A 22,666-nucleotide genomic window follows, 5' to 3' on the forward strand; every position below is an offset into this window, starting at 1 on the left:
CAAGCCAGCGTCATTTAGGCGCTGGCTTGGTTTTTCGGCCTTCTAGGCCGCGCTTCAAGCCACCCCTCTTAGGGGTGGTCTTGACTGCAAAAATAGTATACAAATGGGTTGCTTTTTTCAAGGTAATGGCGTATGATGGTGCCAACACAAAGATAATATATTTCTATCTGTGAGAAGGTGGATCATATGAGTCGGAAAGTTTCCTATACCAAAGCACAGATGGTGGGAGAAATTCTCTGTCTAGTAGTACTGTTTTTCACAGCATTAGGACTTTGGCTTCGCTGGCCTGGCATACCGGAGAGAATCCCCACCCACTATGGATTTTCTGGTGAGGCAGATGCTTGGGGAAGCAAGGATTCCTTATGGATTCTGTGGCTTGTTCAGGCCGGCTTATATCTGCTGCTCACCGTTGTGACGCTTTTCCCGAAGGTTTGGAACACTCCGGTGCCGGTGACAGAAGCAAATCGGAATTTTGTTTACAGCACCACCCTTTCAATGCTCATTGTAATGAAATTGGTGATTGCCTGTGTTTTCTTTTACCTGGTGGTTATCGCTGGAGGGCAGGAGAAGAGCTTGGGTGGATGGTTTTTCCCGGTGGTTTTAATCGGGATTTTCGGCCCTTTAGTCTATTTCTACCGCAAATGTTCTCGGGGAGCCAGAGCCATTGAAAATATGGCCCAAAACGGAAAAAGTGCTTCATAGGAAAAAAGAAATGTCCCTGGACTTTAAAGTCCAAGGACATTTTTATATCTAAAAAGAAGTATCGATAAAGCCGCCGCCGATAACGTAGTCCCCGTCGTAAAAAACACAGGACTGACCTGGGGCAGGGGCACGCTGGGGTGTGTCAAATTCCACTTGTACCCTGCCTTCCGCCAGAGGGGTGATGGTGGCATCGGCTTCCTTTGCCATGGATCGGATTTTAACTCCGGCTCGAAGGGGAGAAGACAGCCCATCCATCCCGATCCAATTGAGCGCGGATAGGGCGACTCCTTTGGCATATTCTCCGCCGGCGTATGCTAGGCGAATGACGTTGTCGACAGGGTCAATTTCTCTCACGAAGACCGGGCGGCCTAAAGCGATCCCCAATCCTTTGCGCTGACCCACGGTATAATGGAGCAGCCCTTTATGACGGCCGCAAACCTGGCCTTCCGGAGAGATAAAATCCCCTTCCGCCATGGGACCGGTGAGAGCCTCCACATAAGCGGCATAGTCGTTGTCGGGGATAAAACAGATCTCCTGGCTGTCCGGCTTGCTGGCACAGGAGAGCCCGGCTTCCTCTGCAATAGCGCGTACCTGGGATTTAGGAAGGCTATGGAGGGGGAGAATCAGCCGGGAGAGCTGTTGCTGACCCAGCCGATAGAGCATATAGGACTGATCCCGCTCCAGACATCCGGCTTTTTTGAGAAGATAACGGCCATTTCGCTCCTCTACACTGGCATAGTGACCGGTTGCCACCAGTTCAATGCCCAGTTCGTCCGCTTTTTCTAACAAGAGGGCAAACTTGGTGGTGGGATTGCAAATGACACAGGGATTCGGAGTTTTTCCAGCCCGGTAAGCGTCGGCAAAGGGTCGGATAACATTTGTCTCAAAGCGGGCGTAATCCTTCGCCACATAGAGGGGAATGCCGAGAGCGGCAGCGGTTTCTCTCGCGGCCACCACAGTTTGGGCATGGGGCGGTGAGAGATCCAACACAACAGCGGAGACATCGTAGCCCGCCTTCTGCAGCAAAAAAACGCAAGCGGAGGAGTCCACCCCTCCGCTGAGCGCAACTAAAATTCGTTTGTTAGACATGGCAGGCTTCACACTCACCGATATCCCCTACGATAGGGGTGGGATCAATGCCCTGCCGGTTGTAATAATCTGCCAGGGCCGCTTTGACAGCCTGCTCCGCCAACACGGAGCAGTGGATTTTCGCTGGGGGAAGCCCGTCCAGCGCTTCTACTACCGCTTTGTTGGTCAGTTTCAGCGCGTCCTCAATAGATTTCCCCTTGATCATGTCGGTGGCAATAGAGCTGGTAGCAATGGCAGCACCGCAGCCAAAGGTTTTAAATTTCACATCGATGATGGTGCCGCCCTCGATTTTCAGATACATTTTCATAATATCGCCGCACTTGGCGTTTCCTACCTCACCGACGCCGTTGGCATCGGGAAGTTCGCCCACATTGTGGGGATTGGTGAAGTGCTCCATGACTTTATCTGAATACAACATAACACTCGTCCTTTCTTATGTTTTGAGGATTTATTTCTCCTGGGCAATAATCCGCTCCCAGAGGGGGGACATGGCCCGCAGTTTTTCGATGACGCCTGGAACTACCTCCAGGATATAGTCTACATCTTCAGGGGTATTAAATTCTCCCAGAGTCAACCGCAGGGAACCATGAGCCACTTCATGAGGCAGCCCGATGGCAATCAGCACATGGCTGGGATCCAGAGAACCGGAGGTGCAGGCCGAACCAGAGGAGGCGCAGATACCATTTTGGTCCAACCATAGAAGAAGGGATTCTCCTTCTACTCCTTCAAAGGAGATATTTACATTGCCCGGCAGCCGTCTCTCTCGGTCGCCGTTTAGGCGGCAGCGGGGGATTTGCAGTAACCCGTCAATGAGACGATCCCGCATCTGTTTGACCTTTGAGGCCCGCTCCTCAATGCCGTTGCATGCGATTTCCATTGCCGTAGCAAGTCCAACAATACCGGCAACATTTTCTGTCCCTGCCCGTTTGGACTTTTCTTGAGCGCCGCCGTCGATGAGGTTAGGAATGACGATCCCCCGGCGGATATACAGGGCGCCTACGCCTTTGGGTCCGTGGAGCTTATGTCCAGAGAGGGAAAGCAGATCGATGTTCTGCTCTTTTACATCAATGGGGACATTGCCCACGGCTTGTACCGCGTCGGTGTGAAAGAGCACTCCTTTTTCGTGGCAAACCTTACCGATTTCGGCAATGGGCTGGATGGTTCCGATTTCATTGTTGGCGTACATGATGGTGACAAGGGCCGTATCTTCCCGGATCGCGGCGGCTACATCCTCCACCCGGACAAGTCCCTGTGGAGTGACTGGAAGCTCGGTGATTTCAAATCCCTCTTTGCGCAGGGCATCCATCGTGTGAAGGACTGCGTGATGCTCGAATACAGAGGTGATAAGATGCTTTTTTCCCTTTTTGGCCATGGTGTGGGCCACGCCCTTGATGGCCCAGTTGTCAGCCTCTGAGCCGCCGGAGGTGAAGAAGATTTCCTCTGGCTTTGCTCCCAGACAACCAGCTACAGTTTCCCGGGCGCTGTTTAGTGCCTTGAGAGCCTCCCGCCCTTTGGAATAGATGCTGGATGCGTTCCCATAGCCCTCGGTTAGCCACGGAAGCATAGCGTCGAGAACGGGCTGCGTTATTTTGGTTGTCGCGGCGTTATCCGCGTAAACAAATTTTTTCATCTTTGTTGTTCCTTTCCTACCGCTGCCTGTGGGGCAGCTTCTATGCTGTAAATATTCCATTATTTTGCCACAAGAACCTTACAACTATAATATATACTAAAGTAGTAGGAATTACAATACCCTATTTGCATTTATTTCCGATATTTTTGACTTTGGGCCACAGCCAGCTCATCACACCGTTCATTCATAGGATGCCCTGCATGGCCCTTGACCCATACAATTTTTACCTGATGAATTTCAAAAAGCTGGAGCAGCTTGTCCCACAGATCAGGGTTGAGGGCAGGCTGATTTTTTCCCCGGGTCCAGCCGTTTTTCTTCCACTTTTTAGCCCATCCCAGATCCATGCCGTTTTTCAAATACTGGGAATCGGTGGTCAGGGTAACCTGGCAGGGACGTTTCAGGGCGGATAGAGCTTCGATGGCGGCGGTGAGTTCCATCCGGTTATTGGTGGTTTCCGCGGCCCCTCCGGAAAGCTCCTTGGTGACGCCGCCGCACTCCAAGATAGCGCCCCATCCTCCAGGGCCTGGATTCCCGGAACAAGCGCCGTCAGTATAAATATTGACTTTGGTTAGGTCGTTTTTCATTCTATTCTCCCAATGAAAAATTTGAATATCATTATCTATGACAGGTATGTTAAATTATACCTCTTTAGGGGCTTTTCTACAAGGGGGAAACGCCGTTTTTCACTAAAATGGTCCCCTTTTCCTCAGCTTTCAGGGAATGACCCTGAGGCATCCTCCTTTTTTCTGGATCATGAGCATAGATCACCCAGGCTGCTGCCAATACTAGTAAAACCAACTGCACAAAATTGGATGCAGAAAGACTGGCCGATGAGAGGAGCAGCAGTATGAACGCAGTGATTATGGCAGGCGGAGAGGGAAAAGGGCTCAGGCCTCTGACATGCAACCTGCCCCAAACTATGGTGAGACTATGTGGAAAGCCCGTTATTTCTTATCTTATGGATTTGCTAATTGAACATGGATATCAGAGATCGGTGATCGCCCTTCGCTACCTCCCTGAAGTGGTGGAAGATTATTTTCATACCCGAAGATACCGGGGATTGCAGATTGATTTTTTCCGGGAAGATGCTCCCCTAGGTACGGCGGGAAGTGTGAAGCTGGCGGCGAGAAAACTGGAGTTGTCAGAAAAGGATCCGCTGCTTGTCATCAGTGAGAACGCTATTTGTGACTTTGATCTGAGCCATGCCGTGAAATTCCACCGGCAGGCAGGAGCGGATTTGACCATCATCGGGAAATCGGTGGAAAATCCATGTGAGTACGAGCTGATTGACCGGGAGGAAACAGGAAGAGTCCGGGGACTTTTGGAAAAGCCGGGCTTTGCACAGGCGGTAACCGATATTGCCAATACCGGTGTTTACCTTGTCAATCCTCAGTGTCTGGAGCTGATCCCCGAAGGGAGGGAATATGATTTTGAAAAAGACTTGCTCCCTCAGATGCTGGCATTGGAGAAAAATATTATGGTGTGGGAAGATACAGGATACTGGTGCAAGATAGAAGAGATAAACGATTTTGTCAGGTGTCAGCAGGACATTCTGCTGGGCAGGGTAAACTGCCGGCTGGATGGGGAACGGGATGAAGAGGGCAACATTATTGCCCGTGCTCGACCGGTAGGGGATTATCATCTGACACCGCCCTGCTATATCGGCGAGGGCGTCAATATTGCAGACGGTGCCTTGGTTGAGGGGCTCTCCGTCCTGGATCATGGATGCGCGGTGGGAAGAAACAGCCGGATTACCGGTGGGATTCTCCTGCCGGAAAGCTTTGTGGGGAGAAAGTCCGTGGTAGCCGGTGGCATTGTCTGTGACGGGGCGTCTGTCAAACCGAGGGCTATGGTGTTCGAAAATGCCGTAGTAGGCGCTGGGACCGTTATCGGTGAGGGAGCGGTGCTCCACCAGGAAGCTAAGATCTGGCCGGGAAAATGGGTGGAAGACGGCGCCCATTTTTCCGGCAAGCTGAAGACAGGCCGGGTCCGCAAAGCTTATTTTGACGATGAGGGCATTGTAGGCCATATCGGGGTAGAAATTACCCCGGAATTTTGCGCCAGGCTAGGCGCTGCCGCCGCCACGGTGGAAGGAAGCGGTAAGATTGCCATTGGCATTAGCGCCAGCCATTGTGCGAAGGCTTTGGCAGAGGCTATGGCGGCCGGGATTCTGGGGGCAGGAGGCCAGGTGTTTGATTTTGGGGAGTGTTTTGGCCCGCAATTTAACTTTTGCTGCTCTTTTTCTTCCATAAAAATGGGGTTTTTCATCCAGGTAAAGGAAAAAGCAGTGATCCGGATGGTGGCGGAAGGGGGAATCAGCGCCCCCAGACAGCTGGAACGGGCAGTTGAACACTGTTTGAGAAATGGAGATTTCCGTCGGACACCACCCGAGAAATATGCCCAGGTGGTGGATATGTCCGGCGTCAGTGCCATTTATAAAAATGAGCTGTACCGTTTTGCGCCCTATGGGCTGATGGGGATGCAGTTGCAGTTGCGGTGCGAAAATACAAAGATCCATCAGATGATGTGGGAGGTGCTGCAGAAACTGGGAGCCCAGCAAAGCGGCCAGGAAGGAATTCCTGTAGTGGAAATCAGCCCTGACGGAGAGAGGGCAAAGGTCGTCTGCGGAGATATTAGCTTTGACAGCCTTCATCTGTTATGTGTGTGCGCGGCCTATGAAATGCAGCAGGGCAAAGAGATTTCGGTCTGCTTTGACGCACCGCGGGTATTGGATCAGGTAGCCAAACGCCAGGGAAAGGTATTGCGTCGATACTATAGATGTCCAGCGGATCAAAGCGATCTGGAGGCTAGAGAACTTGCTTATGCCCAGCACTGGACAAGGGATCCCCTGATGCTGGTGGTGAAATTTTTGTCCCTTCTTCACGTCCAGCGGATGTCACCGGCTGCTGCCGCTGCCAGCGTGCCCGATTTTAGCTTAGAAGAAAAAAGCATCCCTTGGAAGGGGACTGCTGGAGCATTGCGGAAGGAATTGCGGGAGGAAAAGATTGCCGCAGATGGAGAGGACTTCACCGAAGGAATCGTGATCCAAAAGCCCGATGGCATTGTTTTATTACAGCCCAGCAAGCTGGGAAATCATATCAAAATTATGGCGGAAGCTGCCAACAGCGAGACGGCAAAAGAACTCTGCGATGGGTTTGAAAAGCTGCTGAACAAGAAGAAACTTGACATGCAGGGGGAGAAAGCTTACAATTAAAAAGAGTATATTGAGATTCGCTGAGGATATTTTGTCAAAGAGCCAGAGGAAAATGTGGATTCCTCTAGGACTGTAATGTCCTCTGTGGATGAACGGCTACGTTTTTTGACCCGGCGAACAAGAACAGAATCAAGCAGGCCGGGACTGAGAAATCATGGAAAGCGGAAAATATACCAAAGAATAATGAAATGATCCTTTGCGAGGATCAAAAGCATGCTTTGGCTCATGTAAGACACGATGAAAAGAATAGAAGATAATAGAAAAAGAATGATTTGGCACCCTTTTGGCTTGGATTGTGGCCGGAGGGGTTTATGCTTTGGTGCGTTGAGACAGAGCTGCTTTGAGACAATGGAGGTTACAAAGCGTGAACGATGAAAACAACAAAACTGCGCGCAGGTCCTTTTTCAAGGCTGGTGGATCGGCAAAAAAACCAGCGAAAACGACTGCGCCCAGAGCTGCCGCATCCAATGCTTCCAAAGCTGGGGCGGGGGCTAAGGCGAAGCCTACCACCAAAGCACAAGGTGGGGCGAAAGCAAAAGATACAAAGCTCTACACCAAACTTGACACTGCGAAAACAGGTGTGTTGGAATCGCTGGAAGAAAACATTTTAGGGCGGCCTAAGAAACAGCCGGCAAAGAATACCAAGTCCGGCAAGAAAACTGCCAAGAAGGAGATTCGGCGGACACCGCTGCGGATTATCCCATTGGGAGGACTCCTGGAAATCGGAAAAAACATGACCATGTACGAATGCGGCAACGACGCATTTATTGTCGACTGCGGACTTGCTTTCCCTGATGAGGAAATGCCGGGCATCGACGTGGTCATTCCTGATTTTACCTATGTGGAAAAGAACAAGGATAAGATCCGGGGCATTATGATTACCCACGGACATGAAGACCATATTGGAGGACTGCCCTATCTGCTCAAAAGCGTCAACATCCCCGTCTATGGCACAAAGCTGACCCTGGGGCTGGTGGAGGGGAAACTCAAGGAGCACGGCCTCCTAGGCAAGGCAAAACTCAATGTAGTCAAGCCCCGGGATATTGTCAAGGTGGGGTGCATGGCGGTAGAATTCATCCATGTCAACCACTCCATTGCCGATGCTTGCGCACTGGCCATCCACACCCCGGCAGGCGTTGTGGTTCAGACCGGGGATTTCAAGGTAGATTATACTCCCATTGAAACGGAGATCATCGACCTGGCCCGGTTTGGAGAACTGGGTAGCCGTGGTGTGCTGGCGCTGCTTTCCGACTCCACCAACTCAGAACGGCCTGGCAGTTCGGAGACCGAGAGTAAGGTGGGAGAGTCCTTTGAACCCCTTTTCAAACGGGCGGAAAAACAGCGGATTATCATTGCGACCTTCGCTTCCAACATCCATCGGGTGCAGCAGATTGTCAACGCTGCTGTCCGTTACAAAAGAAAGATTGCGATTTCCGGCCGCAGCATGGTCAACGTGGTAGGAAAAGCCATGGAATTAGGCTATCTGTCCATTCCAGACGGTATCCTCATTGATATTGATATGCTGCCCCGCTATCGGGATGATCAGATTGTGCTGATTACTACCGGCAGCCAGGGAGAACCCATGTCCGCCCTATCCAGAATGGCCATGGGGGATCACCGGAAGGTGTCCATCTCTTCCCGGGACTTTATTATCATTTCCGCCAACCCCATTCCGGGCAATGAGAAAACTGTTAACCGGGTGGTTAACGAGCTCATGCGGTTGGGTGCGGATGTGATCTATGAAAAAATGTACGAGGTCCACGTTTCGGGCCACGCCTGCCAGGATGAACAAAAGCTGATGATGGCCCTGACCCGGCCAAAATTTTTCATCCCGGTTCATGGCGAGTATAAGCACCTGAAAAAACATGCGGAAACTGCCCTGAGTATGGGAATCCCCAGGGATCATATTATCCTGCCGGAACTGGGCAAGATCATTGAGCTAGACGGGGTGGACGCCAAAATTGCAGGAACTGTCCCGGCCGGCAAGGTCATGGTGGATGGCCTTGGCGTAGGGGATGTAGGTTCCATTGTACTCCGTGACCGGCGGCATCTGTCAGAGGACGGATTGCTGGTTATTGTCGCCACCATTGACCGGGAAAGCGGTCAGGTGGTGGCTGGGCCTGATGTGGTGTCCCGCGGTTTTGTCTATGTCCGGGAGGCAGAGGACATGATGAATGAGGTGCGCAAAATTGTAACCGAGGTCCTGGAAAGTTGTCGGGAACACAACATCCGGGAATGGGGTACCATGAAAACACGGGTTAAGGATGCGGTTTCTGACTTCTTATATCATAAGACCAAGCGAAGCCCCATGATTTTGCCTATAATCCAGGAAACTTAATGACAATATCCTGCATTTGATGCGGGGAGAGCAAACAGTAAAGGGGCGATGGCATGAAGGAAAAGGTAGGGCTTTACCGGCCGCTGATATATCTGTTGATGATTCTCTGCGCAGGCCTTGTAATAGCGACATTTTTTGTGGATATCCGGCTGTTTTATGTGGAGCTGGCTGTTGTGCTGGTAGCTTTTATTTTTATCATCGTGCGGATCGTAGGGATCCAAAAGGATCTCCACCTTTATCTGCAACAGCTGGGCAACACCCTGACCACAGCGCAGAAAAGTTCTTTGGTGGAATTCCCCATCCCGGTCATGGTTTCGATGCAGGGCAATGAAATTGCGTGGTACAATAACATCTTTCGGGACAAGGTGGCTAAGGGGAAGGATATGATCGGTATAGCGGTTACCGATATCATCAAAGACCCGGAGAATCCAAAACTACGTACCGATGATGGGGCCTATCTCAACTATGATGGGCGCAGCTACCGGGTATTCCGCTGTGAGGCGGAAGAGGATGGCCATGTCATCAGCATGTATTATTTTGTGGACCAGACCACCCTGATCAGCATTGCCAAGGAGTATGAACTGACCCGTCCTTCCGTCATGCTCATCGTCATTGATAACTATGAGGAACTTCTCCAAAACGCCAAGGACAGCGAGAAAGTTCAGGTCATCAGTGAGATTGAACGAGCGATTGAGAATTTTATCGGAGACACAGCTGGACTCCTACGCAAACTGGAAAAGGATAAATTTGTGGCGGTGGTGGAGGAGCGCTATATGCGCCGCATCATCGACAGCAAATTTGATATTCTGGATAAAGTCCGTTCAATCGTAGCCGGTGATCGGATGCCGGCGACCTTGAGCATTGGTATCGGAAGGGATGGAGACAGCCTTTCCGAGGCGGAAAATATGGCAAAGCAGGCTCTGGATATGGCCTTAGGACGCGGCGGTGACCAGGCGGCACTGAAGACCCAGAAGGGCTTCGAATTTTACGGTGGCGTATCCAAGGGCATTGAGAAGCGAACCAAGGTCAAGACCAGGATTGTGGCTTCTGCCCTATCGGAGCTCATTGAAAACAGCGACAGCGTCGTTCTCATGGGACACCAGTTCTCCGATCTGGATTGTGTAGGCGCGGCTATAGGCTTATGCCGTGTCATCCGCAATATGGGAAAAACTGCGGTGGTGGCTATTCATCGGGAGAAATCCTTGGCCACCCCTCTCGTTGACCGGATGATCGAAAAGGGCAGCGGAGATATGTTTGCAGAGCCTGAAAAAATAATGGAAACGGTGACCAAAAAGACACTGCTCATTATCGTGGATACCCATATCCAGCATTTCTTGGAATCCCAGGAGCTGTATCAGGCCTGTAAATCGGTGGTTGTGATCGATCACCATCGGAAGATGGTAGGCCATATTGACAATGCGGTTATTTTCTATCATGAGCCCTATTCCTCCTCAGCGTCTGAGATGGTTTCTGAGCTGGTCCAGTATTTGGGAGATCAGAATGCCATTGGAAAGCTGGAGGCGGAAGCCCTTTTGGCCGGCATTATGCTGGATACCAAAAATTTTGTAATGAAAACCGGTGTGAGAACCTTCGAAGCGGCGGCCTATCTGCGAAGATTGGGCGCAGATACTGTAGAGGTTCGAAAGCTGTTCTCCGATTCGATGGAGGCATACCAAAAGAAAGCCCGCGTTGTGGCAGGCGCTGAGGTTTACCGCGGATGCGCCATTGCCTGTATCAGTGGGCCTTACGATGAAGATATGCGGATTGTGGCCCCCCAGGCGGCAGATGAGCTGCTGGGAATCAATGACGTTGTGGCTTCCTTTGTTGCCTATGAGACGGATAAAGGGATTTCTTTCTCTGCCCGGAGTATGGGGGCGATGAATGTCCAGCTGGTGATGGAGCGGCTGGGCGGTGGCGGCCATCTGACCATGGCGGGAGCTCAGATCAATACGACTTCCATGGAAGATGCCAGACAGATGCTCTTGGAGGCAATTGACGCTTACTTTGCGGCGCAGCAGCAAAGTAATAATTGAGGAAAGGAGAAGCTGACTGATGGAGCTGGAACAGGTGATTTCCCAAAGACGCAGCATACGAAAATTTCTGCCTCAACGTGTGGAAGAAAGCAAAATTGAAAAGCTAATTGAAAGTGCGCGTCTCTGTCAATCGGCCAAAAATAGACAACCATGGAAATGGATGGTTTTACAGCATGAATCTAAAGACCAGGTTGCAGATATTATGTTGGATTTGTTTCAACAAAATGATGTGGAGTTGCCGGGGTATGTCAATAGTTCAAAGGCGTCCGCTCAAATTATAAAAAACGCCCCCTTGCTTCTCCTGGTCTTCTGGGAAAAGGATGACATCTGGCTGCAATCAGACTTCCTTTCCATTGGGGCTGCCATTGAACATGTTTGTCTGGAAGCGGTGAACCTGAACCTTGGCTCGGTCTGGATCCGGGATACTGAGTATACGGAAAAAGAAATCTGTGCTCATCTAGGTTATCCTGATCTGCAGTTGGTGTCAGCCATTGCTGTGGGTTATCCCGCGGAGTCTCCTCCTCAGCGCCCGCGTAAGACGAAAGAAGAAATTTTACTCCAAGAGAAATAGATATCCTATTCTTCTAACGAATTGATCTCATAAAATCATCCGAAAGGACGTGAACGTATTATGAAAGTAATTTTGACACAAGACGTACAGGGAAGCGGAAAAAAGGGGCAGGTGGTCAACGTATCCGACGGTTACGCCCGCAATTTTCTGCTCAAAAGAGGGATGGCAATTGAGGCAAATGCCCAGAATATGAATGTTCTCAAAAATAAGCAGGCGGCCCAGGAGCATAAGATTGCTATGGAGAAGAAAGCCTGCCAGGAAACTGCCGACGCCATCAATGGGAAGACTGTGAAGCTGACGGCAAAGGCCGGTGCCGGTGGGAAGCTGTTTGGTTCTGTCACGGCAAAGGAGATCGCCGAAGCCATCAGCAAACAGTATGGTGCTGAAGTGGAAAAGCGTAAAATTGTTCTGGACAGCGATATTAAAGCCTTTGGTACTTATGAATTTGAGGTGAAGCTCTATCAGGGAATCTCCGCGAAAATGTATGCGCAGGTTTCTGACGAGCAGTAACATAAAGGAAGTTTTCTGGTGCATCCGGCCGCTGATGACCGGATGCGCTTATTCTGGGCAGATGTAGTGTTATACTCAGAGGAGGTGAAGCAGATGGATGAGATGCCTGCACTTTTTGGACAGGAACTCCCTTATAACCTGGAGGCGGAACAGTCGGTGTTAGGGGCTATCTTGATCGATCCCTCTTGTATTTCCTCGGTGCTGGAATACATCACACCCGACTGCTTTTACCGCCCGCAAAACCGGCAGATTTTTTCCACCATCCTGCGGATGTTCACCGCCGGTCAGACCATCGACTTTGTCACATTGCTGGAAGCGGTGAAATCCGATGAGATTTTCGACAGCGATGAGGACGCTAAGGTGTATCTGGTTTCCTTAGCGCAGATTGTCCCCACCTCCACCAATGTGGAGGCCTACGCAAAGATTGTGGCGGAAAAGTATTATCTGCGCCGGTTGATCACCGCTTCTCAGGAGATCATTGAAAATTCTCAAAGCGGCCACGGGGATGCCTCCAACCTACTGGACTATGCAGAGCAGAAGATTTTTGATATCCGTCAGGGACGGGATTCCCAGGGCTTACAGCGGATTGATGAGATCATCATTGAAACCTATGACAGGCTTCAAAAGCTGTCCGGTGAGAATAAGTCAGAGTTTATGGGAGTTCCCTCCGGCTTTACAGGCCTGGATAACATCACTGTAGGGCTCAACAAATCGGATTTGATTTTGCTGGCAGCCCGGCCCGCCATGGGAAAGACCAGCTTTGCGCTGAATATCGCCGCCAATGTGGCTGTGAAGTCTAAGAAAAAGGTGGCCATCTTTTCCCTGGAAATGACCAAGGAGCAGCTGGTATCCCGCATGCTTTCTTCAGAAGCGTCGATTTCCAGTATGTCCCTGCGCACCGGTGATATGACCAGTGAAGAATGGGTCCGTCTGGCCATGACGGCACAGAACCTTGCCAAGGCAAAGATCTATATCGACGATACCTCCGGTATGACGGTGGCGCAGATGAAGGCTAAGCTCCGCCGGATTAAGGATTTGGGACTCGTGGTTATCGACTATCTCCAGCTGATGAGCTCGGGACGACGCAATGACAACCGGGTGGTGGAGATTTCAGAGATCACCCGAAATCTGAAGATTATGGCCAAGGAACTGGATGTGCCGATTATCACCTTGTCCCAGCTTTCTCGAGGCCCTGAGGCGAGAACGGACCATCGTCCCATTCTGGCGGACCTGAGAGAGTCGGGTTCTATTGAACAGGACTCGGATATTGTATTGTTCCTTTACCGGGATGCCTATTACAACCGGGAGTCAGAGGAACAGAACGTAGCGGAGTGTATTGTCTCTAAAAACCGTCATGGTGAAACTGGCGTTGTTAAGTTGGCATGGGACGGTCAATATACCCGGTTCGGAAATTTGGAGTTGTTTAGAAGTGAACCATAAGGTGCTGGATATTCTTGAAAAGAATCCGGCTCTTCACGAGAGAGAGGCAATCATTGTCGCCCTTTCGGGAGGGGCGGATTCCGTTTGCCTTCTGCACCTGATGCTGAGTATCCGGGAGCAATTGGGAATGGCGGTGATGGCGTGCCATCTCAATCACCACATCCGGGGAGAAGAAGCGGACCGGGATGAGAATTTTGTCCGCAGCCTGTGCGAGGGCCTCGGAGTTCCCCTGTTTGTCAAAGACGTTGACGTGATTTCTAAGGCAAAGGAACTAGGGATTTCTTTGGAACTTTGCGGGAGGGAAGAGCGTTACGCCTTTTTTTCGTTTTTGGCTGAGGAACATCATGCATGGGTTGCCACAGCGCATACTCTTTCCGACAGCATGGAAACTGCTATTTTCCATTTGGCACGGGGTACAGGGCTGCGGGGTTTATGCGGCATTCCATTGCAGCGGGGAGATATTCTCCGGCCGTTGCTGTCCTTTACGAGAAGGCAGGTGGAGGAATACTGTAGGCAACACAGCCTTTCCTATGTGACCGACAGCACCAACCTATCCGATGATTATACCAGGAACTATATCCGCCACCATGTGATACCAGCCTTTTACAAGATCCACCCAGGATTTGAAAAGAGCTTTGGAAGAACCCAGCGGCTCTTACAGCAGGATGAAGCATTTTTGGAAGACGCTGCCCGGAAAGCGGTGGAAGATGCGGCGTTAGAGGATATCAGCCCGAGTGGGGGAAGATATTACCGTGCGGCAGAGCTTGCAAATCTCCCCGGGGCACTCCGGGGCCGGGCCATCCGCTTAATTTTGCTGGAATCCGATGCCTCCTGTTCGGGAACCCAGCTGGAGCTGATTGAAAAGATCTTAAAGCCGGGAGGAACGGTGGAGCTGTCGCGGCATCTTTATTGCCGGTCCCAGGGCGGAAAGTTTTGGATCCATCGATTTTTGCCCCCCGTGCCGGATATTTCGGTGCCGGTTTTGCCGGGGACATATCCCATTGGCGACGGGAAACAGCTGCGGTTGGAGTTAATTAATCGCGAAAAGTTGGAGAATTTAAAAAAATTTCATCAAAAGGTATTAAAAAATACTCTGGACTATGATAGAATAAGCCTTACTGCACGCATTAGAATGCGGAAACCGGGAGATCGTATCCGACTTGCAGGCCGGGGCATTACCAAGACGCTGAAAAAACTGTTTGCAGAAGCGGGAATCCCGGCCGAGAGCAGGGATAGAATCCCTCTTTTGGCAGATGATAAAAAGGTGCTCTGGGTCTATGGCTTTGGCTGTGATGAGACGGTGAGGGTCTCTGAGAAAACCCGGCGCATTCTTTGGATAGAGATAGAGGAAACGTAATGGCGGAGGGGTTTGACATGAAGGATGACATTTTAAAGGTATTGCTCAGTGAAGAAGAAATCGCGGCGAAGGTGCAGGAGATCGGTGCGCAAATCAGCAAGGACTACGCGGATAAAAATCTGCTGCTGGTCAGTGTGCTCAAAGGCTCTGTAGTGTTCATGGCTGACTTGATGCGAGCGATTACGGTCAATGCCGCCATTGATTTTATGTCGGTTTCCAGCTATGGTTCCGGAGTAAAGACATCCGGAGAGGTCAAGATTATCAAAGATCTGGACCGCCCATTGGAAGGGCTTGACCTGCTGCTTGTAGAGGATATTTTGGACAGCGGTATGACACTGAGCTACCTGCGCGACATGCTCTCCAAGAGAGGCCCTAAAAGCATCCGGATTGCTACCCTCTTAGATAAGCCTGCCCGCCGGCAGGCCGATATCCAGGCCGACTATGTCTGCTTTGACGTGCCGGATGAATTTGTGGTAGGATATGGACTGGACTATGCAGAAAAATACCGCAACCTACCCTATGTGGGTGTATTGAAACCCTGCGTTTATGAAAAATAGCAGCCGCACTCTCGGAGAAATGCGGCCAAGCAATATAGGCCTTTTGGCCAGAACTCTTCCCATAAGGATGGAACAATGAAAGAAAAAGGAGTGACGCTATTTGGCAACCAAAAAACCCAGAAATATAGGGCTGTATATTGCCTTACTGGTTTTGCTGATTTTAGCAATGTCCGTACTCTATACCATGAGACCCACTTCTCAAATGAGATATAGTGAGGTGCTCAATCTCTTTGAGACACAACAGGTAACGGACTATACCCTTGACTTTGGTACAGGGGAACTAACGCTCAAAGTGGCAGGGCAGGAGAGCCCTATCATCTATAAAGTTGCCAATGTGGGCGTGTTCCTTGATGATATCAAAGAACATGTGGCAGCATACAACGAAGCGCATCCCGATGCGAAAATGACCTTCGATCAGATACCTGCCACAGAAATTCCGTGGTGGTTATCCATGCTGCCCTCCTTGCTTTTAGTGGGAGCATTGGTCATCTTCTGGGTGATGATGATGCGCCAGGCCGGCGGTGGAACAGGGAAGATGAATACCTTTTCCAAAGCCAAGGTCAAGCAGCCGCCGGATGGTCCCAAGACCACCTTTGCCGATGTGGCAGGAGCCGAGGAAGAAAAGGCAGAGCTGCAGGAAATCGTGGAATTTCTCAAAAATCCCCGCAAGTTTAACGAACTGGGTGCCCGTATCCCCAAAGGTGTACTGCTTATGGGGCCTCCGGGAACAGGTAAAACCCTGCTGGCTCGGGCAGTGGCCGGGGAGGCTGGCGTACCTTTCTTCTCCATCTCCGGCTCTGACTTTGTGGAGATGTTTGTAGGTGTAGGTGCTTCCCGTGTTAGGGACTTGTTTGAAAACGCGAAAAAGAACGCTCCCAGCATTGTATTTATTGACGAGATCGACGCGGTGGGCCGGCACAGAGGTGCAGGCCTGGGCGGCGGCCACGATGAAAGGGAGCAGACCCTCAACCAGTTGCTGGTGGAGATGGATGGCTTCGGGATGAATACCGGCGTCATTGTTATTGCAGCCACCAACCGCCGGGATATTCTGGATCCGGCGCTCATGCGGCCTGGCCGTTTTGACCGGCAGATCGTGGTGGGGTACCCTGACGTCAAAGGGCGGGAGGATATCCTCAAGGTGCATACCCGCAATAAACCCATTGGACCGGATGTGGATTTATCTGTCATTGCCAAGTCCACAGCGGGTTTCACCGGTGCAGATTTAGAGAACCTGGTTAACGAGGCGGCGCTTCTGGCGGCGAGAAAGAACCTCAAGGCCATCACCATGGAGCAGATTGAGGAAGCGACCATCAAGGTGGTAGCAGGCCCCGAAAAACGCTCTCATAAAGTTACAGACAAGGATAAGAAGCTCACCTCTTATCACGAGGCCGGCCACGCCATCTGTACCTACTACTGTCCTACCCAGGACCCTGTTCATCAGATTTCCATTATTCCCCGAGGAATGGCTGGCGGCTATACCATGAGCCTGCCTTCTGAGGATAAGAGCTATGTAGGCAAAAAGGAAATGATGGAGCAGATTGTGACCCTGCTGGGTGGACGAGTAGCGGAAAAACTGGTGCTGGAAGATATCTCCACCGGCGCCTCCAACGATATTGAGCGAGCCACCAGCATTGCTCGGAGCATGGTGACCCGCTACGGCTTCAGTGAGAAGCTAGGACCCATCGTCTATGGCCAGGACCAGGGCGAGGTATTCCTGGGGATGGATATTGCCCACAACCGGGATTACTCGGAGAATGTGGCGGCGGAAATCGACTCGGAGATCCGGGAGATTATCGATACTGCCTATGAAAACACCAAGGACATTCTCTCTACTCATATGGATAAGCTCCATAAAGTGGCAGTCTATCTCTTTGAACATGAGAAAATTGAAGGCCTTGAGTTTAAAAAGCTGATGGAGGATCCTCAGTTTGGTGCTATTGAGGGCGATCCAGAGCAGTATTTCACCACCACCGGCGCGCCAAAGAAGGAAAACGGCGGAGACACCTTCCAAGAGGGCGCTGACGCTGGTGAGGTTTTGGGACAGCGGCATGAAGGGGAGCCCCCTATCATTTAACCGATGGAATAAGGGACAAAAAACCGGATGTTTGAAAAAACAGCCGGTTTTTGTTTGTGCTTTCCACAACCTATGTATTGCTGAGTAACCGGCGAATTTGACGGATGGAAAACTTTGGGTTACAATGAAAAATAAATTGTATGAGGATATGAAAAAAGAACCATTGAAACAAATAAAAAGTATTTGTGACAAAAGTGGGTATCCTTTCAAGTGATAGAAGCGAAAGCTGCTCCGGAAGCTGCCGGGGCGGGGAGGTTAAAATTCATGGCAAGAAAAACAGCAGAGTACGGCAACGACAGCATCCAGGCTCTCAAAGGCGCTGACCGGGTGCGTAAGCGTCCTGCCGTTATTTTTGGCTCCGATGGTATTGAAGGCTGTGAGCATTCCATCTTCGAGATCCTTTCCAACTCCATCGATGAGGCCAGGGAAGGCCACGGAGACAAGATCATCATCACCAAGTACCTGGATCACTCGGTGGAAGTGGAGGACTTTGGCCGAGGCATTCCGGTGGACTATAACAACAATGAGAAGAAATATAACTGGGAGCTGGTGTTCTGCGAGCTCTACGCAGGGGGAAAGTACAGAACCAATGAAGGGGAAAGTTACGAATTCTCTCTGGGACTCAATGGACTGGGCCTCTGCGCGACCCAGTATGCGTCGGAATATATGGATGTGGAAATTTTCCGAGATGGATATCAATATAATCTGCATTTTGAAAGAGGCGAAAATGTCGGAGGACTACAGAAACAAGAGGTAAAGAAAAAGCGGACGGGTACCAGAATCAAATGGAAGCCGGATCTGGACGTTTTTACCGACATTGATGTGCCCGATGAATACTACACCGAAATACTCAAGCGTCAAGCAGTGGTCAACGCCGGACTTCGTTTTGTGCTGCGGGTACAGACAGACAAGGGCTTTGACGAACAGGAATTCCTTTATGAAGAAGGCATTGTGGACTATGTCAAAGAGATTGCCGGCGAAAATTTCTTGACCCCGGTTCAGTATTGGACTGGGGAGAGAAAGGGCCGGGACCGGGAGGACAAACCGGAATATAAGGTGAAACTGCAGGTGGCCTGCTGTTTTTCCAACCGAACCAAGCTGATCGAATATTACCACAATTCCAGCCATTTGGAACATGGCGGCTCTCCGGAGCGGGCGGTAAAGCAGGCCTTTGTCAGTCAAATTGATGCTTATCTCAAACAGAGCGGTAAGTACCTAAAAAACGAGGGGAAAATCTCCTTTGTGGATGTGGAGGAATGCCTGATTCTGGTTTCTTCCTCCTTCTCCACCCAGACCTCCTACGAAAATCAGACCAAAAAGGCCATCACCAATAAATTTATCTATGACTGTATGACCGAGTTTCTCAAGCACCAGCTGGAAATTTACTTTATTGAGAATCCGGATGATGCGGCGAAGATCGCTGAACAGGTGCTGATCAACAAGCGCAGCCGCGAGAATGCGGAAAAGACAAGGCTCAACATCAAAAAGAAGCTGGCAGGGACCATTGACCTGGCAAACCGGGTTCAGAAATTCGTCGACTGCCGCACCAGAGATACCTCCCGCCGGGAGATCTACATCGTGGAGGGAGACTCCGCCTTGGGCGCTTGTAAATTAGGGCGGGATGCCGAGTTTCAGGCTATTATCCCGGTGCGGGGAAAGATCCTCAACTGCCTGAAAGCAGAGTATGATAAGATCTTCAAAAATGACATAATCACTGATATTATCAAGGTGCTAGGCTGTGGGGTCGAGGTCAAGAGCAAGGCCAATAAAGACCTCTCTTCCTTTGACCTGGAAGGGCTCCGATGGAGTAAGATTGTCATCTGCACCGATGCTGATGTGGATGGTTTCCAAATCCGGACCCTGATTCTCACCATGCTCTATACCTTGACCCCCACCCTCATTGAGCAGGGCTATGTTTTCATTGCGGAATCTCCGCTGTATGAGATCAATTCCAAGGGGGAAACTTATTTTGCCTATACTGAGGCGGAAAAAGCGTCGATCCTAGAGAAAATCGGGAAGAATAAGTACACCATCCAGCGCTCTAAGGGGCTGGGTGAAAATGAGCCGGATATGATGTGGCTGACCACCATGAATCCGGAGACCAGAAGGCTCATCAAGGTCAGTCCCGATGACGCCAAGGCCACCAGCGAGATGTTCGACCTGCTGCTGGGAGAAAACCTAGCGGGAAGAAAGGACTTTATCTCCCAGTATGGATATCTCTATTTAGACGCTGCGGACGTCTCTTAATTTCATCGGACGGAGGAACAACATGTCTCCCAAAAAAAAGATGCCCCAGAGGCCGAAGACAAACGCTAAGGCTCACCTGGAAAATGCAGGGGTAGTGGTGGAACAGTCCATTACCGACACCCTGGAAAAAAACTATATGCCCTACGCCATGAGCGTCATACTCTCCCGCGCCATTCCGGAAATTGATGGATTTAAGCCTTCTCATCGGAAGCTTTTATATACAATGTATAAAATGGGCTTATTAAACGGAGCGAGAACCAAATCTGCCAATGTAGTAGGGCAAACCATGAAGCTCAATCCCCATGGTGATCAGGCCATTTATGAAACTATGGTCCGGATGACCCGGGGATGTGAAGCTCTGCTGCATCCTTATATTGATTCGAAAGGAAACTTTGGCAAGGCATATTCGAGGGATATGGCTTATGCCGCCTCCCGCTATACGGAGGTCAAGCTGGCTCCAATTGCGGCCGAGCTTTTTGCTGATATTGACAAGGATACCGTAGATCTGGTAGACAATTACGACAACACCATGAAGGAACCCTCCCTTCTGCCGGTTACCTTTCCCTCCATTTTGGTCAACTCCAACGTGGGTATCGCCGTGGGAATGGCCAGCGCCATCTGCCCCTTTAACCTGGGGGAGGTTTGTGACAGCACCATTGCCCTGATGAAAAATCCAGAGCATGACCTGTTTGAAACCCTGAAGGGACCGGATTTTCCCGGCGGTGGGTTCATGCGCTATGATGAGAAGGAACTGGAACGGATGTACCGTACCGGCCGTGGCTCCATAAAGGTACGGGCCCGGTATACCTATGATAAGTCCGGCAACCGGATTGAAATTACCGAGATTCCTCCTACGACCACGGTAGAGGCTATTATGGACAAGGTAGTGGATCTGATCAAATCCGGTAAGATCAGAGAGATCTCAGACATGCGGGACGAGACGGACCTGTCGGGACTGAAAATCACCATCGACCTGAAACGAGGGGTAGATGCGGAAAAGCTGATGCAGAAACTTTTCCGGATGACCCCCTTGGAAGACAGTTTTTCTGCTAACTTTAATGTGCTCATCGGCGGCACACCGAAGGTCATGGGGGTTTATGAACTCATTGAAGAATGGGTGGCCTTCCGGCTGGAATGTGTGAAGCGCAGGCTTTACTTTGATCTCAAAAAGAAACAGGATAAACTCCACCTGCTTTTGGGGTTATCCAAGATCCTCCTCGATATTGACAAGGCGGTGAGGATTGTCCGGGAAACCGAGGAAGAGGAAGAAGTTGTTCCCAACCTGATGATCGGCTTTGGTATCGACGAGGTACAGGCTGAATTTGTGGCGGAAATTAAGCTGCGCCACCTCAACCGGGAATATATTCTCAAGCGGACCGCGGAGGTAGAGGATCTTAAAGCGGATATTAAGCGCACAGAAGAGATCCTAGCGGATAAGAAAAAAATCAAGGCGGTCATCATTGAGGAGCTGAAAGCGGTCAAGAAAAAATACACTCAGCCTCGAAAGACCATGATTATCTATGTGGATGAAGCAGAGGAAACCGAGGTGGAGGAGGAAATTCCCGACTATGCAGTCAACCTTTTCCTGACCCAGGAGGGATATTTTAAGAAAATCACCCCCCTTTCCCTGCGGATGGGCGGCGAACAGAAGCTCAAAGAGGGCGACGCTATCAGCACTTCTGTGGAGAGCACGAACACGGCTGAGCTTCTCTTCTTTACGGATCGTCAGCAAGTTTACAAGACCAGAGCCTGTGAGTTTGATGACCAAAAAGCCAGTGTCCTGGGTGAATATATCCCTGCTCGTCTGGGAATGGACGAGGGAGAGAGTGTGGCGGCCATGATCGTCACCACCGATTACAGCGGATACTTGGTTTTTGTTTTCCAAAACGGCAAGGCGGCCAAGGTGCCTCTCTCCGCCTATGAAACAAAAACCCGCCGGAAGAAATTGACAACTGCATACAGTGACAAGTCGCCTCTTGTGGCGGTTTTCTATGTCAAAGAGGACCGCGAACTCTTGCTCAAGGCGTCCAGCCAGCGAATGCTTCTTGTGAATACTGCGCTGATTCCCGTCAAGACAACCAAGAGCACCCAAGGCGTTCAGGTAATGACACTGCGGAAAAATGCTTTTGTGGAGCAAGCGGTAGAATACAAGGACGATATGCTCACAAGCCCCCACCGCTACCGGGCAAAGAACTACCCAGCTGCCGGTGCACTGCCAAAGGCAGAGGATTTGGGAGAGCAGTTGACCTTCTAACAAAAAAATCGGACGGTCCGGCATAACCGGATCCGCCCGATGATAGCTTTACATATCGTGCAAACGCAGTGGATGATGTGTAAGGCCAGTAATAGTATGTGTCTCCTCGTGCTTTTTAGTCAAGTAAAAAATGGGAGGACTCCCAGATAAAATATCAAAAAGTGAGTTTTTCTCTTGCAAAGTAAAGAGAATTATGCTATTATATTACAAGTTAGCTTTCGGTAGCATTGGGGTTTGGAGGTGATACAATGGGACCTCTTGAGATAGCCGGTGGCATACTGCTCATTCTTACCAGCATTATTTTGATTATCGTTGTATTGCTCCAGGAGAGTAATTCCAGTGGAATGAACGCGATGACAGGTGCGACAGATTCTTACCTTGGCAAGAACAACAGCCGTACCTATGACGCTATGCTCAGACGCATTACAAGAGTGGTAGCGATTATTTTTGTTATCGTGACCATTGCAGTAAATGCAATCGCCGTTTTCATGTAGAAGACGATCTGTTAAAAACCCTGCGAAATCCGCAGGGTTTTTTTACGTCTCTGTCTTTCTATAGAATTTATAATGAATGGGTAAAATTTTGGGAAAACTGGTGTTGAGCATAAGAAAATGATAGCCTTTTCAAAGGTAATAGGCTAGAATGAAGAC

At 50.3% G+C, this 22,666-nt stretch carries 17 protein-coding genes; 13 read left to right on the forward strand and 4 right to left on the reverse strand.

Going from position 1 to position 22,666, the window contains the following annotated elements; all coding sequences use genetic code 11:
- The first annotated feature begins 186 nt into the window (after positions 1–186).
- Positions 187–702, forward strand: coding sequence for a DUF1648 domain-containing protein (locus tag ACZ25G_RS05790; RefSeq protein ID WP_463681839.1), 516 nt, complete (start codon positions 187–189; stop codon positions 700–702).
- Between the two features lie 48 nt (positions 703–750).
- On the opposite strand, the gene mnmA is transcribed toward ACZ25G_RS05790, so the two are convergent.
- The 4 genes from mnmA to rnhA form a co-directional block, all read right to left on the reverse strand.
- Entirely contained in the window at positions 751–1,791 is a 1,041-nt protein-coding gene (gene mnmA / locus ACZ25G_RS05795; RefSeq protein WP_463681840.1) for a tRNA 2-thiouridine(34) synthase MnmA, read from the reverse strand.
- Positions 1,784–2,209, reverse strand: a complete 426-nt coding sequence (gene nifU / locus ACZ25G_RS05800; protein WP_342681242.1) for a Fe-S cluster assembly scaffold protein NifU — start codon at positions 2,207–2,209, stop codon at positions 1,784–1,786. The genes mnmA and nifU overlap by 8 nt, the downstream gene beginning before the upstream one ends.
- Positions 2,210–2,239: 30 nt before the next feature.
- Complete coding sequence (gene nifS / locus ACZ25G_RS05805; RefSeq protein WP_463681841.1) at positions 2,240–3,421, reverse strand: cysteine desulfurase NifS; 1,182 nt, start codon at positions 3,419–3,421, stop codon at positions 2,240–2,242.
- A 131-nt stretch (positions 3,422–3,552) separates the two neighbouring features.
- Positions 3,553–4,005, reverse strand: a complete 453-nt coding sequence (rnhA, locus tag ACZ25G_RS05810) for a ribonuclease HI (RefSeq protein ID WP_342681240.1) — start codon at positions 4,003–4,005, stop codon at positions 3,553–3,555.
- 263 nt (positions 4,006–4,268) lie between these two features.
- Here rnhA and ACZ25G_RS05815 point away from each other — a divergent pair, with 263 nt between their 5' ends.
- The 12 genes from ACZ25G_RS05815 to secG all read left to right on the forward strand — a co-directional run bounded on the left by ACZ25G_RS05815 (position 4,269) and on the right by secG (position 22,510).
- Positions 4,269–6,635 carry a sugar phosphate nucleotidyltransferase gene (locus tag ACZ25G_RS05815; protein WP_463681842.1) on the forward strand — a complete coding sequence of 789 codons (2,367 nt, stop codon included), beginning with the start codon at positions 4,269–4,271 and terminating at the stop codon, positions 6,633–6,635.
- A 364-nt stretch (positions 6,636–6,999) separates the two neighbouring features.
- Positions 7,000–8,973, forward strand: coding sequence for a ribonuclease J (locus ACZ25G_RS05820; RefSeq protein ID WP_463681843.1), 1,974 nt, complete (start codon positions 7,000–7,002; stop codon positions 8,971–8,973).
- A 53-nt stretch (positions 8,974–9,026) separates the two neighbouring features.
- Complete coding sequence (locus ACZ25G_RS05825) at positions 9,027–11,006, forward strand: DHH family phosphoesterase (RefSeq protein ID WP_463681844.1); 1,980 nt, start codon at positions 9,027–9,029, stop codon at positions 11,004–11,006.
- Between the two features lie 19 nt (positions 11,007–11,025).
- A complete protein-coding gene (locus ACZ25G_RS05830) occupies positions 11,026–11,577 on the forward strand; it encodes a nitroreductase family protein (protein WP_463681845.1) in 552 nt (183 codons plus the stop codon).
- A 60-nt stretch (positions 11,578–11,637) separates the two neighbouring features.
- On the forward strand, positions 11,638–12,087 hold the full coding sequence (rplI, locus tag ACZ25G_RS05835) for a 50S ribosomal protein L9 (protein WP_191482906.1): 450 nt from the start codon (positions 11,638–11,640) through the stop codon (positions 12,085–12,087).
- Between the two features lie 93 nt (positions 12,088–12,180).
- Positions 12,181–13,527 (forward strand): replicative DNA helicase, encoded by a 1,347-nt coding sequence (dnaB, locus tag ACZ25G_RS05840; RefSeq protein WP_191509733.1) that lies wholly within the window; start codon positions 12,181–12,183, stop codon positions 13,525–13,527.
- On the forward strand, positions 13,517–14,884 hold the full coding sequence (tilS, locus tag ACZ25G_RS05845; protein WP_463681846.1) for a tRNA lysidine(34) synthetase TilS: 1,368 nt from the start codon (positions 13,517–13,519) through the stop codon (positions 14,882–14,884). Before dnaB ends, tilS begins: the two co-directional genes overlap by 11 nt.
- Positions 14,885–14,901: 17 nt before the next feature.
- The gene (gene hpt / locus ACZ25G_RS05850; RefSeq protein ID WP_191509731.1) at positions 14,902–15,441 is read left to right on the forward strand and encodes a hypoxanthine phosphoribosyltransferase; all 540 of its coding nucleotides are present in this window, start codon (positions 14,902–14,904) and stop codon (positions 15,439–15,441) included.
- Positions 15,442–15,541: 100 nt separating this feature from the next.
- Positions 15,542–17,515 (forward strand): ATP-dependent zinc metalloprotease FtsH, encoded by a 1,974-nt coding sequence (gene ftsH, locus ACZ25G_RS05855; protein WP_463681847.1) that lies wholly within the window; start codon positions 15,542–15,544, stop codon positions 17,513–17,515.
- 264 nt (positions 17,516–17,779) lie between these two features.
- Positions 17,780–19,762 carry a toprim domain-containing protein gene (locus ACZ25G_RS05860; RefSeq protein ID WP_191509729.1) on the forward strand — a complete coding sequence of 661 codons (1,983 nt, stop codon included), beginning with the start codon at positions 17,780–17,782 and terminating at the stop codon, positions 19,760–19,762.
- A 22-nt stretch (positions 19,763–19,784) separates the two neighbouring features.
- Positions 19,785–22,016 (forward strand): DNA gyrase subunit A, encoded by a 2,232-nt coding sequence (locus tag ACZ25G_RS05865; RefSeq protein ID WP_463681848.1) that lies wholly within the window; start codon positions 19,785–19,787, stop codon positions 22,014–22,016.
- Between the two features lie 248 nt (positions 22,017–22,264).
- Positions 22,265–22,510: a preprotein translocase subunit SecG gene (secG, locus tag ACZ25G_RS05870; RefSeq protein WP_191509727.1), complete on the forward strand. Its 246-nt coding sequence runs from the start codon at positions 22,265–22,267 to the stop codon at positions 22,508–22,510.
- Positions 22,511–22,666: the final 156 nt, after the last annotated feature.

This window comes from Zongyangia sp., from assembly GCF_965361945.1.

What these genes read in the sequence shown, in the direction of transcription:
- ACZ25G_RS05790 (WP_463681839.1), top strand. Translation starts at nt 187, where the DNA reads ATGAGTCGGAAAGTTTCCTATACCAAAGCACAGATGGTGGGAGAAATT.
- ACZ25G_RS05860 (WP_191509729.1), top strand. Translation starts at nt 17,780, where the DNA reads ATGGCAAGAAAAACAGCAGAGTACGGCAACGACAGCATCCAGGCTCTC.
- dnaB (WP_191509733.1), top strand. Translation starts at nt 12,181, where the DNA reads ATGGATGAGATGCCTGCACTTTTTGGACAGGAACTCCCTTATAACCTG.
- nifU (WP_342681242.1), bottom strand. Translation starts at nt 2,209, where the DNA reads ATGTTGTATTCAGATAAAGTCATGGAGCACTTCACCAATCCCCACAAT.
- ACZ25G_RS05830 (WP_463681845.1), top strand. Translation starts at nt 11,026, where the DNA reads ATGGAGCTGGAACAGGTGATTTCCCAAAGACGCAGCATACGAAAATTT.
- ACZ25G_RS05825 (WP_463681844.1), top strand. Translation starts at nt 9,027, where the DNA reads ATGAAGGAAAAGGTAGGGCTTTACCGGCCGCTGATATATCTGTTGATG.
- ACZ25G_RS05815 (WP_463681842.1), top strand. Translation starts at nt 4,269, where the DNA reads ATGAACGCAGTGATTATGGCAGGCGGAGAGGGAAAAGGGCTCAGGCCT.
- secG (WP_191509727.1), top strand. Translation starts at nt 22,265, where the DNA reads ATGGGACCTCTTGAGATAGCCGGTGGCATACTGCTCATTCTTACCAGC.
- mnmA (WP_463681840.1), bottom strand. Translation starts at nt 1,791, where the DNA reads ATGTCTAACAAACGAATTTTAGTTGCGCTCAGCGGAGGGGTGGACTCC.
- hpt (WP_191509731.1), top strand. Translation starts at nt 14,902, where the DNA reads ATGAAGGATGACATTTTAAAGGTATTGCTCAGTGAAGAAGAAATCGCG.
- nifS (WP_463681841.1), bottom strand. Translation starts at nt 3,421, where the DNA reads ATGAAAAAATTTGTTTACGCGGATAACGCCGCGACAACCAAAATAACG.
- rnhA (WP_342681240.1), bottom strand. Translation starts at nt 4,005, where the DNA reads ATGAAAAACGACCTAACCAAAGTCAATATTTATACTGACGGCGCTTGT.
- rplI (WP_191482906.1), top strand. Translation starts at nt 11,638, where the DNA reads ATGAAAGTAATTTTGACACAAGACGTACAGGGAAGCGGAAAAAAGGGG.
- ACZ25G_RS05865 (WP_463681848.1), top strand. Translation starts at nt 19,785, where the DNA reads ATGTCTCCCAAAAAAAAGATGCCCCAGAGGCCGAAGACAAACGCTAAG.